Origin of the sequence: Brevundimonas sp. TSRC1-1, from assembly GCF_049898245.1 — a bacterium.
GTDB lineage: Bacteria > Pseudomonadota > Alphaproteobacteria > Caulobacterales > Caulobacteraceae > Brevundimonas > Brevundimonas mediterranea_A.
This window is the reverse complement of record NZ_JAFCXI010000001.1, coordinates 687,060-700,821: the sequence shown is the minus strand read 5'-3', so window position 1 is coordinate 700,821 and position 13,762 is coordinate 687,060. Positions and strand designations below refer to the sequence as shown.

Here is a 13,762-nt window from a genome sequence, read left to right as displayed (position 1 = left end):
GGTCGGGTCAGCGGTCCCGCAAACCCTGCCACGCCGCCGAGAAGGGCGCATAGAGCACCGCCAGCTGCAGGGCGGACATCAGGGCGTTGACCACGGACCAGACCAGGATGGCGGGCCAGGCGCGCGCCAGGACATCCAGGGTGGACAGGCCGTCCATGCCCGCCAGAACAGAGATGCCGCCGGTCGCCAGATCCGTGCCCGCGCTGATGATCGTGCCAAGAATGCTGACGATCAGGCTCATGATCACGGCGATGATCGCCATGCCCAGCAGGGGCCAGAACTGGCCGTTGGTGGCCTTGAACGACTCGAACAGGGTGAACTTGCGCCGGTCGATCGTCATCGGCACGGCCAGGCAGAGCTTGATCGAAAGCCAGATCACGAGAGCCGCCGCGGCCAGGCCCAGGATCAAGGCGAGCAGATACATGACCGCCTGACCCGAGGCGACCCCGAGTCCGAACACGGCCACGACAATGGCGGAAAGCACCCCGCACAAAAGCCCGACGATCACCCCGATCGCCAGCGTGACCGCAAACACCCGAACCTCGTCCATGCCCAACCGCAGATAGCCCCAGGCGTTCTCGGCGGGCCGCAGCACCGACCGCGCCACGGCGGCGCTGAGCACAGCCCCGATCACCAGGCCCAGGGGCGCCAACCAGACGAGCAGGCCCATATAGGCCTGCCCCAGGGCCATCATCTCCTCAGGCGACGGATTGGACGACTGTTCCAGCGTCTGGGCCGAGGCCATGATCGCGGCCCATTGGCCGGCGCCCAGACCGAAGGTCGCCACATACAGGACCAGATAGGCCAGGCCCCAGATCAGGGCTGTCACCGGATGGCGACGCACCACCCGAAATCCTTCGAACGCCGCGTCGGTGGCGGAAAAGCTCATGCTGCACTCCAGATCAGATTGGCGCGATCCTAGACCATCGTGTCGGCCGCGTCGCCCGCCGAGGTGGCTGTGGGCGACGTCGCTGCGGCGAACACGGCGCCGGACGGCCCATCCAGAAGCTGACGGCAGGCGGAGGCGAAGGGCGCGCTGAGCAGGGTCATGACCGCCCCATAAACAAAGCCGCCGGGCACGAGCATCAGCCCGGCCACCGTCGCCAACACCGGCGGCGATGGAAACAGCTCGCCCAGGGTGGCGGGAGGCGACTGGGCCGTGATGTCCGCGAGAACACCGCTGGCGAACAGGGCGACGATCACGACAAAGGCCAGGACGAAATAGACGACCAGATAGACCATCCAGGCGCAGACCAGCAGGCCCAGCAACGGCAGGGTCCGGCGCTTGCCCAGCGTCCAGCCTTCGACGAAGGCGAACCGCTTCAGCATTATCGTCGCCGGGGCGATCAGGGACAAACGCGCCATGGCCACGGCGACCGCCGCGATCAGGGTGATTGTCAAAACAACAGCCAAAAGCCCCTCAACTGTTTCCAATAGAGGTTTGGGATCCAAATAATTCGTCAAGAACAACAGAGCACTTAACCCGCCCCAAAAGAGAACAAGCAAAAATACGACGATATATGGCCCCAGAAACAAGGCCAAAGCTACCACCGCCAGACGCAGTTCATCTATCCCGATCCGCATGAAGAAATACCGATCCAGCCGTCCGATCATCAGCGTCGCCCGCATGGTCGCGGCCCAGATGACCACCGCCAACAGCATCTGGCCGACATTCAGCAGCATGGACACGCCTTGAAACGCGATCATCTGCCCTAACATCTCGGGCGGCGGCTCGGCGCCTTCGCCCAGCGGCAGGTTGGCCAGGGTGCCGAACATCAGGGCCGCGCCCCCCAGGCTATAAGCCATCATCACGAAACCCCAGACGAAGACCGCCAGCGGATGCCGCCGGATGACCCGACCCGGCGTCGCCATGGCCTCGCCGATGGAAAAGGTTTCAGTCATGCGTCGCTCCTTGCGGCGTCCAATATTCCAGCCGGCGATAGGCCGCGCCGAGGAAGGCCACCGTCAGAGGTGCCTCTACGGCGGACAGAACCACCGCCCACACGATCCAGCCGATAGGGCCGGACAGCAGTCCCCCGCCCGTCAGCACCAACAGCGCCACCTTCGGCTGGCCGACCACGATCAGTCCGCCCAGCAGAGGCCGGAAACGGCCCTGGGCGATCCCCATGCTGTTCAGGGACACCATGTGTCCGCGCCCCAGGGTGGCCGGGACGAACAGCGACAGGCGCACGACCATCACCAGCACGCCGTAGAAGGCCAGCAGGGTCACGACCGCCAGCAGGACCAGTTTCCAGATCGGACCCACCTCGGCCCAGTCCCGCAGGCGGATCGCCTCGGCGTTCAGCTCGGCCATGCCGAACACGGCCAGCAGCACCAGGGCCACGACCGACAGGATCATGGCCATGAAGACCGCACACAGCAGGGCGGCGCCCAGCAAGCGCAGTTCAGGCAAACCCAGTTGCAGACCCGTCGCCCCCAGGCCCAGCCGCCGCGCGTCGTTTCGGTCGTCGCTGATCGCCGTGCGCGCCAGGGCGCCGATCAGGATGAGGCCGGCGACCAGCGCCGCCGCCGCCCAAACCCAGCCCAGGACGCCGACCATGAAGGGTCGCACGGCCCACACAAGGGCGCAGACCGCCATGGCGCCCCAGGCCCAACGCCACGCCCTGACCAGGCCGACGACCGACGCCTTCAGCGCCTCGCCCAGCCGCAATCGCCTGTCGTTCGTCACGATCATCGCCCCATGTCCCCGCCTCAGACATAGCAGGGGATCATGACATCACGCCAGACGACCGCTAGAAGGCCGCGATGACTGCTTCTCCCTCTCCCTCCCCTATTCACGTCATCGGCGGCGGCCTCGCCGGCTCGGAGGCCGCCTGGCAGATCGCCCAGGCCGGCGTGTCTGTGATCCTGCACGAGATGCGCGGCGTCCCAGGCGTAAAGACCGACGCTCACCAGACCGACGGCCTGGCCGAACTGGTCTGCTCCAACTCCTTCCGGTCGGACGATTGGGAATACAACGCCGTCGGCCTGCTGCACGCCGAGATGCGGGCGCTGGACTCGATCATCATGGCCTGCGGCGACGTCAACCAGGTGCCGGCGGGCGGCGCCCTGGCCGTGGACCGCGACGCCTTCTCCGCCGCCGTGACGGCGAAACTGGCGGCCCATCCGCTGATCACCATCGTGCGCGAGGAGATCGCAGGCTTGCCGCCTGAGGACTGGGACAATGTCATCGTCGCCACCGGCCCCCTGACCTCGCCCGCCCTGGCCGAGGCCATTCTGAAGGCTACGGGCGAGGAAAGCCTCAGCTTCTTCGACGCCATCGCCCCGATCGTCCACGCTGACTCGATCGACTTCGACATCGCCTGGCGTCAGTCGCGCTATGACAAGGAAGGCCCGGGCGGCGACGCCGCCGCCTACGTCAACTGCCCGATGGACAAGCCCCAGTACGAGGCCTTCATCGACGCCCTGCTGAACGGCCCCAAGGCCGAGTTCAAGGACTGGGAGCACGTCCCCTATTTCGACGGCTGCCTGCCGATCGAGGTCATGGCCGAACGCGGCCGCGAGACCCTGCGCCACGGCCCGATGAAACCCGTAGGCCTGACCAACCCGCGCGACCCGCTGGTCAAGGCCTACGCCATCGTCCAGCTGCGCCAGGACAACGCCCTGGGCACCCTGTTCAACATGGTGGGCTTCCAGACCAAGCTGAAGCACGGCGTCCAGGCCGAGGTCTTCCGCATGATCCCTGGCCTGCAGAACGCTCAGTTCGCGCGTCTGGGCGGCCTGCACCGCAACACCTATCTGAACAGTCCCCAGTTGCTGGACAAGCAGTTGCGGCTCAAGGCCATGCCCCGTCTGCGCTTCGCCGGCCAGGTCACGGGGGTCGAGGGCTATGTCGAGAGCGCGGCCATGGGCCTGCTGACCGGCCGCCTCGCCGCCGCACAAGCGCTGGGCCGCGACCTGTCGGCGCCCCCGCCCGAGACCGCCATGGGCGCCCTGGTCGAACACATCACCGGCGGGCACCTGGAAGGGTCCAAGTTCCAGCCGATGAACATCAACTATGGCCTGCTGCCGCCGCTTGAGGCGCCCAAGGTCGATGAAGACGGCAAACGCATCCACCCGAAGGAACGCGGCCGGGCCAAGAAGCGGCTGCAGAGCATCCGGGCGATGGAGAGCCTGAAGGCCTGGCGGGACGCGGGCTAAACCCGTCCGCGCACCGTCGCCCAGATCAGTCGCAGGCGCTTGACCGGTTCCGGCTCGTCGGGCGTCGTCAGGGCGGCCGAGGCCACGGCCGGGAACCCCTCGGCCGGCAAGCCCTTCAAGGCGGCGTTGGCCTTGGGCCGCGCGGCCTTCGCCTCGTCGATCCGCCCGACCTGCCCCAGCCCCCGCACCCGCCCTGCCTCGACCACCTTGTCGGCGTGGCCCGGACCGGCCAGGACATGGACCGCCGCCTGCATCGGGCCGACGTAGAAGGCGTCCAGGTCATGCGGTTCGCCGTGGACCCGGCCGATATGGGCCTCGATCAGGGCGTCGAAGGGGGCGCGGTCCAGGGCGTGGCGGGCGACTAGGTCGGTCAGGGCCTCCAGCACCGGATGGCCCTTGCGGGGGATACCGGCGAAGACCCCGTCCAGCTGTTCCGCCCACCAAGTGTAGCGCATCTCGGCCAGCAGGGGCTGGGTCACGCGCGTCGGGATGGACATCAGCTCGGCCTCAAAGGCGTACAGCGTGATCAGATCGGCGCGGGCGCGGTCGTCGGCGACCAGGCGGCTGGACAGCCAGCGGTCCAGATCGGCGGCGCGAACCTGGGCGTCCAGGCTCGCCGCGACCGTCGCCGCCGGATCGGGTTCATTCACAGGTTCAGGCGGCACGCGAAACGGCGAAATCGGCCAGGTCTTCCAGGGCCGCGCGCCAGTCCGAGGCCGGCAGGACCGACAGGGCGGCCTTGGCCTGATCGGCATAGTCGCCGGCCAGATCCAGGGTCGCGCCGATGGCGCCGGAACCGACCACCAGTTCGCGGGCGCGGGCGAAGTCCTCGGGCGTGCGCTCGCCCTTGGTCACGGTCCGCTCCCAGAAATCGTCCTCGCGGCCCCGGGTGCGGGCCACGGCCAGCAGCAGCGGCAGGGTGGCCTTGCCCTCGTTGAAGTCGTCGCCGGCGTTCTTGCCCAGGGCCTCGGCGGTCGCGCCATAGTCCAGGGCGTCGTCGGCCAGCTGGAAGGCGATGCCCAGAGCCATGCCATAGTCGCGCAGGGCGGCGGTCGCGGCCGCATCGGCGCCGGCGCCCACGGCCCCCGCCTCGGCGGCGGCGGCGAACAGTTCGGCGGTCTTGGCCGAGATGATCTGCAGATAGGTGGCCTGGTCCAGGTTCAGGTCGTGGGCGCGGGTCAGTTGCAGCACCTCGCCTTCCGAGATCACCCGCGACGCCTGGGCCAGGATGCCCAGGGCCCGCATCGAATCGGTCTCGACCATCAGTTCGAAGGCGCGGGCGAACAGGAAGTCGCCGACCAGAACACTGGTGGGCGCGCCCCAGATCAGGTGGGCCGCGACCTTGCCGCGCCGTAGTTCGGAGGCGTCGACGATGTCGTCGTGCAACAGGGTGGCGGTGTGGATGAACTCGACCGCGGCGGCCAGCTTCTTCGGCGACAGGATGTCGCCCTCGGCGCCAGAGGCGCGGGCGGCGGCGACGGTCAGCAGGGGCCGCAGGCGCTTGCCCCCGGCCGAAACCAGGTGTTCCGCCAGTTTAGGAATGATCGGCACATCCGACTGCATCCGATCAATGATCAATGCATCCACCTCGGCCATGTCGGTTCCGGCCAGCCGGACGAGGGCGTTCACATCCCCCTTCGGACGGGGAGAGGCGGCGAGGACTGCGTCCAAGGGATATTCTTTCACACGTCGCGCGACCTGGGCCGCGTCAGGCAATTCCGACCGCGTCCGCTTGCCGGATCGCGATGCGGCGCACAATGGTGATAGGCCCACGGAGGGTCAAGGAGATTGAGGCTTGGACATGGCTCCCGCCGCCCCGGATGTCGTCGAGAACGCTCTTCTGGACGGGCGTGTCCGCCTGCGTCAGCCCGCACGCGGCTATCGGGCGGGCATGGATGCAGCCTTGTTGGCCGCCGCCGTCGCTCCCCGTTCTGGCGACCGCCTGTTCGAGGCGGGCTGCGGCGCCGGGGCCGTGCTGATGCAGATCGCGGCCCGTCATGCCGGAGTTTCGCTGACCGGGCTGGAGCGCGATTCGGTCGCCGCTGGCCTCGCGCGCGAGAACGCCGACCTGAATCAATCTGCTGATCGAATCAGGATTCTCGACGGCGACGTGGCCGACGGGTTCCGTCCATTGGACCTGCCCCCGTTCGACTGGGCCGTGTCGAACCCGCCCTTCTTCGACGACCCCGGCGCCCTGCGCGCCCCGGCGCCCGGCAAACAGGGCGCCTGGATGGCCGACGACGGCCTGTCCGCCTGGACCGGCCTGCTGCTGAAAGCGGTGCGCGAGGGCGGCCGGATCGTGATCATCCACCGGGCCGACCGTCTGGCGGACCTGCTGACCCTGCTGGGCGAAAAGGCCGGCTCCTTCGCCATCCGCCCGGTCCAGCCCTTCGCCGACGAGCCTGCCAAACGCGTGCTGGTCCAGGCGATCAAGACCGGCAAGGCCCCCCTGCGCCTGCTTCCGCCCCTGGTGCTGCATGATCGCTCGGGGGCCAAACACACGCCCGAGGCCGAGGCGATCCTGAGGGGCGAGGCGGCGCTGGATTGGTAGGGTCTGGCGCCCGCGATTTTCCCCCGCTTGCGGGGGAAGTGTCAGGTCGTGGCGCGTAGCGACACGCCTGACGATGGGGGAAGTCATCTTCTGGACGAGACTCCCCTCTCCGTCGCTGGATCGGCTTCGCCGATCGACGCGACACCTCTCCCGCAAGCGGGAGAGGGTCTATGAAGTTCCCTAAATCAGGCCCGCCAGCGGCGACGACGGATCCGCATACATCCGCTTGGGCATCCGCCCCGCCAGATAGGCGTCCCGCCCCGCGATCACGGCATGCTTCATCGCCCGCGCCATGCGGATCGGATCCTTGGCCCCGGCGATGGCCGTGTTCATCAACACGGCGTCGCAGCCCAGCTCCATCGCCCGGGTCGCGTCCGAGGCTGTGCCCACGCCGGCGTCCACCAGCACCGGCACCTTGGCCTGTTCGACGATCAGGCGCACATTGACCTCATTCTGGATACCCAGGCCTGAGCCGATCGGGGCGGCGGCCGGCATGATGGCGGCGGCCCCGGCGTCTTCCAGCCGCTTGGCCATGACCACGTCGTCGGTGCAATAGACCATGACGTCGAACCCGTCCTTGATCAGCAGGTCCAGCGCCCGCAGCGTCTCGATCATGTCGGGATACAGGTGGGCGGTGTTGGACAGCACCTCCAGCTTGACCAGGCTCCATCCCCCCGCCTCGCGCGCCAGGCGCAGGGTCCGCACCGCGTCCTCGCCGGTGAAACAGCCGGCGGTGTTGGGCAGGAAGGTGAAACGGTCGGGCTTCACATAGTCGACCAGCATCGGCTGGTTCGGATCGGTCAGGTTCACCCGGCGCACGGCCACGGTCACGATCTCGGCCCCCGCCGCCTCGGCGGCGGCGGCGTTCTGGGCGTAGTCGGCGTATTTGCCGGTGCCCACGATCAGGCGCGAGGTAAAGGTGCGGCCGGCGACGGACCAGGTTTCGGGAGCTGTATCGGTCATGGGTGGTGACCTAGTCCTGTCGCGCCCGATGCGAAAGGGCGGATCGATCACGCCGCGTTGCGAGATGGCCCCCGATGGACTAAACTAAGTGGACTAAGTTCACCTGGAGCGACGCATGGAAACGGTCAACGTCCACGAGGCCAAGACCCACCTGTCGCGCCTGCTGGACCGTGCGGCCAAGGGTGAAACCATCACCATCGCCAAGGCGGGCAAGCCCATCGCCAAACTGGTCCCCATCGAAGAGACGCCGATCGACACCTCGCGTCGGTTCGGTTTCATGCGCGGCCAGACGAAAATTCCCGACGACTTCGACACCATGGGACAGGCCGAAATCGAGGCGATGTTCTATGGCGAAGGCGTTCACGAGGGCGGCGACGGCCAATGAGGCTGTTGATCGACACCCACCTGCTGCTCTGGGCGTCGGAGGATCGCAAACGACTTCCCGCCAAGGCGGAAGCCTTGATGGCCGATCCCGACAATCAACTGGTGTTCAGCGCGGTCAATATCTGGGAGGTCGTAGTCAAGCATGGCCTGAAGCGACCTGACTTCAACGTGGACGCCCTAGTGTTCCGCCGCCAGTTGCTGGACGCGGGTTATGAGGAAATTCCGGTGACCAGCCTGCACGCGCTGGAACTGGCAGGATTGCCGCTGATCCACCGCGACCCGTTCGACCGGCTGCTTATCGCCCAGGCCATGGCCGAAGGCATGCGACTGCTGACGGCCGACCGGCAGATCGCCTTCTACCCCGGCCCCGTCCTCAAGGTCTGATCACCCCCCGCCGACGAACTGGACCAGTTCGATCCGGTCCCTCTCGGCCAGGGCGGTGACGGCGTAGAGCGACCGGGGCACGATCTCCAGATTACGCTCGACCGCCACCTTGCGAGGGTCCAGCGCCAGTTCTTCGACCAGCTCCGTCACGGTCGTCGCATAGACCTCGCGTGGATCGCCGTTGACTTGAATAAGCAAACCGTCTGCCTCGATGCCTTAAATGCGCGGGGTGGAAAGGCTGGGCTTTTCACGCCGGCGATTGAGGTGGTGACATAGCGCGTTTTGGCGTGAAGGGCATGGGGCATTCCCGTACGCACAGTCATCCTCGCTCACCACGCCCGTCATCCTCGGGCTTGACCCGAGGATCGAGCGGCCCGCCGCTTGTGCGACCATCCCGGCGCAAAGCCCGATCCGCACCCGATCCTCGGGTCAAGCCCGAGGGTGACGGAGAAGGGGCTGGGCATATCGAAGGTGAGCGCGCGATCAGCAAACCCTTTTGAACACCGCCTGGGCTCTGGGTGATGTCGGGAGCCGAACCTGAAGTCCGGTTCGTAAATCGACGTGTTGCAGACTCCGGAAGGCGATGCTCAGATCGCCGCCATGTCTTGGCTCCTCAGCACGTTAGCTATATCGCCGTCACTTCTGGCGTTCTTCGCCTACTGGCGAGGAATGCACGTCGCAGCCAGGCTGCTTCCGAAGGAACGCTTGAAACACGGCGACTACCGCGTCGTTCCGGACCTCTACAGCCCACAATCCTCACATAGATGGTTCGGCATCATCGTGGGCGAAAAGACAGACAACTACAGCCGAAGCCTCAAGCGTGCGCTCACCTTGGCCCGCTTCGGTCTCATTCTACTCCCCTTTTCCTTCATAGCGAGCGCGGCTCTGTTTGAAAGAATCGAAGCGACTGACAACGCGGGAAGCCGCATTCCCGTGATAGAAGTCTCAAGTGAAGGCTAGACCTGCCTCAGGCTTCTCAACCTCGTCGCAAGGCGCTTGGGCCGGGGGAGCTTAAAATCACGCCCCGCAAACCATCCGCCCTCCCCCTTTTCCCCGCTCTTCACGCCCCCTGCGACGGGAAAGCCGTTGACGCCCGCGCGCATGACGTTAGGTCAACCCGTTTCCACGCTGCGCTTTGACCCGCGCCGCGCCTAAGCTACAAGGCCGCCCCTGAACCGTCAGAGGTCGCCCGATTCCGGAGCCTCGATTCGAGAACCGATGTCCGACACGTCCGTCATCTATGTGCTGAACGGCCCCAATCTCAACCTTCTCGGGGTGAGGGAGCCGGAAATCTATGGTCGCGACACACTCGCGGACATCGAACAGCGCTGCATGAAGGGCGCGGGCGACGCCCGGATCGTGTTCCGTCAGACCAACCACGAAGGCGTCCTGGTCGACTGGATCCAGGAGGCGCGTGAGAGCGCGCAGGCCCTGATCATCAACCCGGCGGCCTATGGCCACACGTCGGTCGCCCTGCACGACGCATTGAAGACGTTGTCGATCCCGGTGATCGAGCTTCATCTGTCCAATCCGGCGGCGCGCGAAGCGTTCCGTCATCACTCCTATGTGTCGTCCGCGGCGACCGGCGTCATCGCCGGTTTCGGCGCGGTCGGCTATGAACTGGCCGTCCAGGCGGCTCTCACCAAGGTTCGGGAACGCGCCTGAGGGCCGACCCGTTCGCATTCCAAGACGAAAGACAAAGGCGCACCCCAATGGCCGATGACAAGAAACACGCCGAGATCGACGCCGCCCTGGTTCGCCAGTTGGCCGAGATCCTGAACGAAACCGACCTGACCGAGGTCGAGGTCGAGCGCGGCGAGCTGCGCATCCGCGTCGCGCGCGAAATCACCATGCACGCCGCCCCGGTCCAGTACGCCGCCGCCCCGGCGGCGGCCGCTGCGCCCGCAGCCGCCGCCGCTCCGGTCTCCATGCCGTCGGACCCGGCGACCATCGTCGCCCGCGCCGGTGAAGAGGTGAAGTCGCCGATGGTCGGCACCGCCTATCTGCAGGCCTCGCCCGAGGCGCCGCCCTTCGTCCAGCCGGGCGACAAGGTCAAGAAGGGCCAGACCCTGCTGATCGTCGAAGCCATGAAGACCATGAACCCGATCCAGGCCCCGCGCGACGGCGTCGTGGCCGAGATCCTGGTCGGCGACGCCCAGCCGGTCGAGTTCGGCGAGCCCCTCGTCCTGCTGGAAGCCTAAGGCGCGCTGATGTTCACCAAGGTCCTGATCGCCAACCGCGGCGAGATCGCGCTGCGCATCCACCGCGCGTGCAAGGAGATGGGCATCTCCACCGTCGCCGTACACTCGGAAGCCGACCGCGGCGCCATGTGGGTGCGGCTGGCCGACGAAAGCGTCTGCATCGGCCCGGCCTCGGCGGCCAAGTCATATCTGAACATCCCCTCGATCATCGCGGCGGCCGAGATCACCGGCGCCCAGGCGATCCACCCCGGCTACGGCTTCCTGTCCGAAAACGCCCGCTTCGCCGAGATCGTCGAGGCTCACGGCATGACCTTCATCGGCCCCAAGCCCGAGCATATCCGGGTCATGGGCGACAAGATCAGCGCCAAACAGACCGTCATGGACGCCGGCATCCCCGTGGTCCCCGGCTCCAAGGGCGAGGTCGAGACGGTCGAGGCCGCCATCGAGGCGTCCAAGTCCATCGGCTTCCCCCTGATCGTCAAGGCGGCGGCCGGCGGCGGCGGACGCGGCATGAAGGTGGCCCTGACGCCTGACGACCTGGTCGAGGCCGTTCAGACCGCTCAGTCCGAGGCCAAGGCCGCCTTCGGCAACGGCGCCGTCTATATGGAGCGCTACCTCCAGAAGCCGCGCCACATCGAGATCCAGGTCATCGCCGACAGCCACGGCAACGTCGTGCACCTGGGCGAACGCGACTGCTCGCTGCAGCGTCGTCACCAGAAGGTGCTGGAGGAGGCCCCCTCGCCCGCCCTGTCGGCCGAGGGTCGCAAGCAGATCGGCGAAACGGTCAACAAGGCCATCGCCGCCATCGGCTATCTGGGCGTCGGCACGATCGAATTCCTGTGGGAGGACGGCGAGTTCTTCTTCATCGAGATGAACACCCGCCTGCAAGTCGAGCATCCGGTTACGGAAATGATCACCGGCGTCGATCTGGTCCGCGAACAGGTCCGCATCGCCGCCGGCCTGCCGCTGTCCTTCACCCAGGAGGACATCGAGTTCCAGGGCCACGCCATCGAGGTGCGGATCAACGCCGAGAACCCGGAGACCTTCACCCCCTCGCCGGGCAAGATCACCGACTTCCACGCCCCCGGCGGCCTGGGCGTGCGGCTGGATAGCGCCATCTACGCCGGCTATTCGATCCCGCCCTATTACGACAGCCTGATCGGCAAGCTGATCGTCCACGGCCGCGACCGCGAGGAGGCCATCGCGCGCCTGAAGCGCTCGCTGAACGAGGTCGTGGTCGGCGGCGTCGACACCACCATCCCCCTGTTCCAGAAGCTGTTGCAGGAGCCCGACATCCTGTCCGGCGACTACGACATCCACTGGCTGGAGAAGTGGGCCGCCCGACAGAAGGGCGACGCCTGACGCCCGGCGAAATCAGAGGAACCGGCCCATGCGTATCGCGGTCTTTGCGACCAAGGCCTATGACCGCCGGTTCCTCGACCTGGCCAACGCCGACTTCGGCCACGACCTGTCCTGGTTCGAGGCGCGGCTGGACGAGACCACCGCCCCGCTGGCCGACGGCTTCGACGCCGTCTGCGTCTTCGTCAACGACCGGCTGGACGCCGCCGCCCTGACCCGACTGGCGCAGGGCGGGGTGCGCGCCGTGGCCCTGCGCTGCGCCGGCTACAACAACGTCGATCTGCGCGCCGCCGAGACCCTGGGCCTGACCGTCATCCGCGTGCCGGCCTATTCGCCCGAGGCGGTCGCCGAGTTCACCCTGGGTCTGTTGCTGGCGATGAACCGCAACATCCCCCGCGCCGCGGCCCGCGTCCGCGAGAACAACTTCGCCCTGGACGGCCTGATCGGCCGCAACCTGTCGGGGCGGGCGGCCGGGGTCGTCGGCACGGGACGGATCGGCGCCCTGGTGGCGCGGGCGTTGAAACTGGGCTTCGGCTGCGAGGTGCTGGCCCACGATGTGGTCGAGGATCCGGCCCTGACCCAGATCGGCGTCCGCTACGTCGATCGCGAAACCCTGCTGCGCCAGTCCGACATCATCAGCCTGCACTGCCCGCTGACGCCGGAGACGCGCCACCTGATCGATGGCCCCACCCTGGCGGCGGCGCGACCGCGGGTGATGATCGTCAACACCAGCCGGGGCGCCCTGATCGACACCCAGGCCCTGATCGACGCGCTGAAGAGCCGCCGCGTCGGCGGCGTCGCCCTGGACGTCTATGAGCAGGAAGGCGATCTGTTCTTCGAGGACCTGTCGAACGAGATCATTCAGGACGACGTGTTCCAGCGCCTGCTGACCTTCCCCAATGTCCTGGTCACCGGCCACCAGGCCTTCCTGACCGAAGAAGCGCTGACGGCCATCGCCGTGACCACCCTGTCGGGTCTGGCCGAGATCGAGGCCGGACGCGTCCCCGCCAATCGCGTCACCGCCGACCAGGTCCGCCCCGCCCCATGACCGAGCCGGACTACCGCGCCCAGGGGCCATTCGACGGCTTCGGCCCCGAGGACCTGCTGGGGTGCTACGCCCGGGGCGTGTTCCCGATGGCCGAGACGCGCGACGATCCGCGCGTCTTCATCATCGAGCCTGAGCAGCGCGGCGTCATACCCCTGGACGCCTTCCACATCCCCACCCGCCTGCGCCGCACCGTGCGCAACGAACCGTTCGAGGTGCGGGTCGACACCGCCTTCGAGGCCGTGCTGGACGGCTGCGCGGCGGCCCAGGGGCCCGAGCGCGAGGACACCTGGATCAACGCCCCGATCCGCCGGCTGTACGCCGCCCTGTTCGCCCAGGGCTTCGTCCATTCCGTCGAATGCTGGAAGGACGAGCGGCTGGTCGGCGGCCTGTACGGCGTCTCCCTGGGCGGCGCCTTCTTCGGCGAGAGCATGTTCAGCCGCGAACGCGACGCCTCCAAGGTGGCGCTGGTCCATCTGGTCGCGCGCCTGAGAAAAGGCGGCTGGACCCTGCTGGACGCCCAGTTCCTGACTGAGCACCTCAGCCAATTCGGCGCGGTGGAGACGCCGCAGGCCGCCTATCTGAGGCGGCTGAAGCCCGCACTGAAGGTAGCGGTGGACGAGACGGCTCTGATCGTGCCGATGACCGGAGCCGAAGCGGTGGACTGGGCGCTTCATCCCGCCTGATCCCTGTCCGGACACGATTGCTGTCCTG

17 protein-coding genes are annotated in these 13,762 nt (G+C 67.3%); 10 read left to right on the top strand and 7 right to left on the bottom strand.

Annotated elements, in window-relative coordinates:
* Positions 1-7: 7 nt before the first annotated feature.
* The 3 genes from ACP7CK_RS03565 to ACP7CK_RS03555 are packed head-to-tail and all read right to left on the bottom strand — an operon-like array spanning position 8 to position 2,695.
* Entirely contained in the window at positions 8-889 is an 882-nt protein-coding gene (locus tag ACP7CK_RS03565; RefSeq protein WP_426025133.1) for a hypothetical protein, read from the bottom strand.
* 29 nt (positions 890-918) lie between these two features.
* Positions 919-1,902, bottom strand: coding sequence for a hypothetical protein (locus ACP7CK_RS03560; RefSeq protein WP_426025132.1), 984 nt, complete (start codon positions 1,900-1,902; stop codon positions 919-921).
* Positions 1,895-2,695, bottom strand: coding sequence for a hypothetical protein (locus tag ACP7CK_RS03555; RefSeq protein WP_426025131.1), 801 nt, complete (start codon positions 2,693-2,695; stop codon positions 1,895-1,897). The genes ACP7CK_RS03560 and ACP7CK_RS03555 overlap by 8 nt, the downstream gene beginning before the upstream one ends.
* A gap of 71 nt (positions 2,696-2,766) precedes the next feature.
* On the opposite strand from ACP7CK_RS03555, the gene trmFO reads away from it, so the two are divergent.
* Complete coding sequence (trmFO, locus tag ACP7CK_RS03550; RefSeq protein ID WP_426025130.1) at positions 2,767-4,161, top strand: methylenetetrahydrofolate--tRNA-(uracil(54)-C(5))-methyltransferase (FADH(2)-oxidizing) TrmFO; 1,395 nt, start codon at positions 2,767-2,769, stop codon at positions 4,159-4,161.
* Here the strand turns inward: trmFO and ACP7CK_RS03545 are convergent.
* Positions 4,158-4,811: a squalene/phytoene synthase family protein gene (locus ACP7CK_RS03545; RefSeq protein ID WP_426025129.1), complete on the bottom strand. Its 654-nt coding sequence runs from the start codon at positions 4,809-4,811 to the stop codon at positions 4,158-4,160. The genes trmFO and ACP7CK_RS03545 overlap by 4 nt on opposite strands.
* Before the next feature lie 4 nt (positions 4,812-4,815).
* On the bottom strand, positions 4,816-5,832 hold the full coding sequence (locus ACP7CK_RS03540) for a polyprenyl synthetase family protein (protein ID WP_154725207.1): 1,017 nt from the start codon (positions 5,830-5,832) through the stop codon (positions 4,816-4,818).
* 130 nt (positions 5,833-5,962) lie between these two features.
* On the opposite strand from ACP7CK_RS03540, the gene ACP7CK_RS03535 reads away from it, so the two are divergent.
* Positions 5,963-6,712, top strand: a complete 750-nt coding sequence (locus tag ACP7CK_RS03535; RefSeq protein WP_372704750.1) for a tRNA1(Val) (adenine(37)-N6)-methyltransferase — start codon at positions 5,963-5,965, stop codon at positions 6,710-6,712.
* Between the two features lie 180 nt (positions 6,713-6,892).
* Here the strand turns inward: ACP7CK_RS03535 and ACP7CK_RS03530 are convergent, their stop codons facing one another.
* Positions 6,893-7,675, bottom strand: coding sequence for a HisA/HisF-related TIM barrel protein (locus tag ACP7CK_RS03530; protein ID WP_035305070.1), 783 nt, complete (start codon positions 7,673-7,675; stop codon positions 6,893-6,895).
* 115 nt (positions 7,676-7,790) lie between these two features.
* Here ACP7CK_RS03530 and ACP7CK_RS03525 point away from each other — a divergent pair, with 115 nt between their 5' ends.
* A complete protein-coding gene (locus ACP7CK_RS03525; protein ID WP_292147312.1) occupies positions 7,791-8,060 on the top strand; it encodes a type II toxin-antitoxin system Phd/YefM family antitoxin in 270 nt (89 codons plus the stop codon).
* Positions 8,061-8,065: 5 nt separating this feature from the next.
* Positions 8,066-8,443, top strand: a complete 378-nt coding sequence (locus ACP7CK_RS03520; protein WP_231492408.1) for a type II toxin-antitoxin system VapC family toxin — start codon at positions 8,066-8,068, stop codon at positions 8,441-8,443.
* Here ACP7CK_RS03520 and thiS read toward each other — a convergent pair whose 3' ends face one another.
* Complete coding sequence (gene thiS / locus ACP7CK_RS03515) at positions 8,444-8,641, bottom strand: sulfur carrier protein ThiS (protein ID WP_426025128.1); 198 nt, start codon at positions 8,639-8,641, stop codon at positions 8,444-8,446. It lies immediately after the preceding gene.
* A gap of 363 nt (positions 8,642-9,004) precedes the next feature.
* Between thiS and ACP7CK_RS03510 the strand changes: the two genes are divergently transcribed.
* The 6 genes from ACP7CK_RS03510 (at position 9,005) to aat (ending at position 13,734) form a co-directional block, all read left to right on the top strand.
* Entirely contained in the window at positions 9,005-9,403 is a 399-nt protein-coding gene (locus tag ACP7CK_RS03510) for a hypothetical protein (RefSeq protein ID WP_426025127.1), read from the top strand.
* Between the two features lie 258 nt (positions 9,404-9,661).
* On the top strand, positions 9,662-10,108 hold the full coding sequence (gene aroQ / locus ACP7CK_RS03505) for a type II 3-dehydroquinate dehydratase (protein WP_426025126.1): 447 nt from the start codon (positions 9,662-9,664) through the stop codon (positions 10,106-10,108).
* A gap of 47 nt (positions 10,109-10,155) precedes the next feature.
* Positions 10,156-10,644: an acetyl-CoA carboxylase biotin carboxyl carrier protein gene (accB, locus tag ACP7CK_RS03500; RefSeq protein ID WP_426025125.1), complete on the top strand. Its 489-nt coding sequence runs from the start codon at positions 10,156-10,158 to the stop codon at positions 10,642-10,644.
* A 9-nt stretch (positions 10,645-10,653) separates the two neighbouring features.
* Positions 10,654-12,006 (top strand): acetyl-CoA carboxylase biotin carboxylase subunit, encoded by a 1,353-nt coding sequence (gene accC, locus ACP7CK_RS03495; protein ID WP_426025124.1) that lies wholly within the window; start codon positions 10,654-10,656, stop codon positions 12,004-12,006.
* A 28-nt stretch (positions 12,007-12,034) separates the two neighbouring features.
* Complete coding sequence (locus ACP7CK_RS03490; RefSeq protein WP_426025123.1) at positions 12,035-13,051, top strand: 2-hydroxyacid dehydrogenase; 1,017 nt, start codon at positions 12,035-12,037, stop codon at positions 13,049-13,051.
* Positions 13,048-13,734 carry a leucyl/phenylalanyl-tRNA--protein transferase gene (gene aat / locus ACP7CK_RS03485; protein ID WP_426025122.1) on the top strand — a complete coding sequence of 229 codons (687 nt, stop codon included), beginning with the start codon at positions 13,048-13,050 and terminating at the stop codon, positions 13,732-13,734. The genes ACP7CK_RS03490 and aat overlap by 4 nt, the downstream gene beginning before the upstream one ends.
* Positions 13,735-13,762 lie beyond the last annotated feature (28 nt).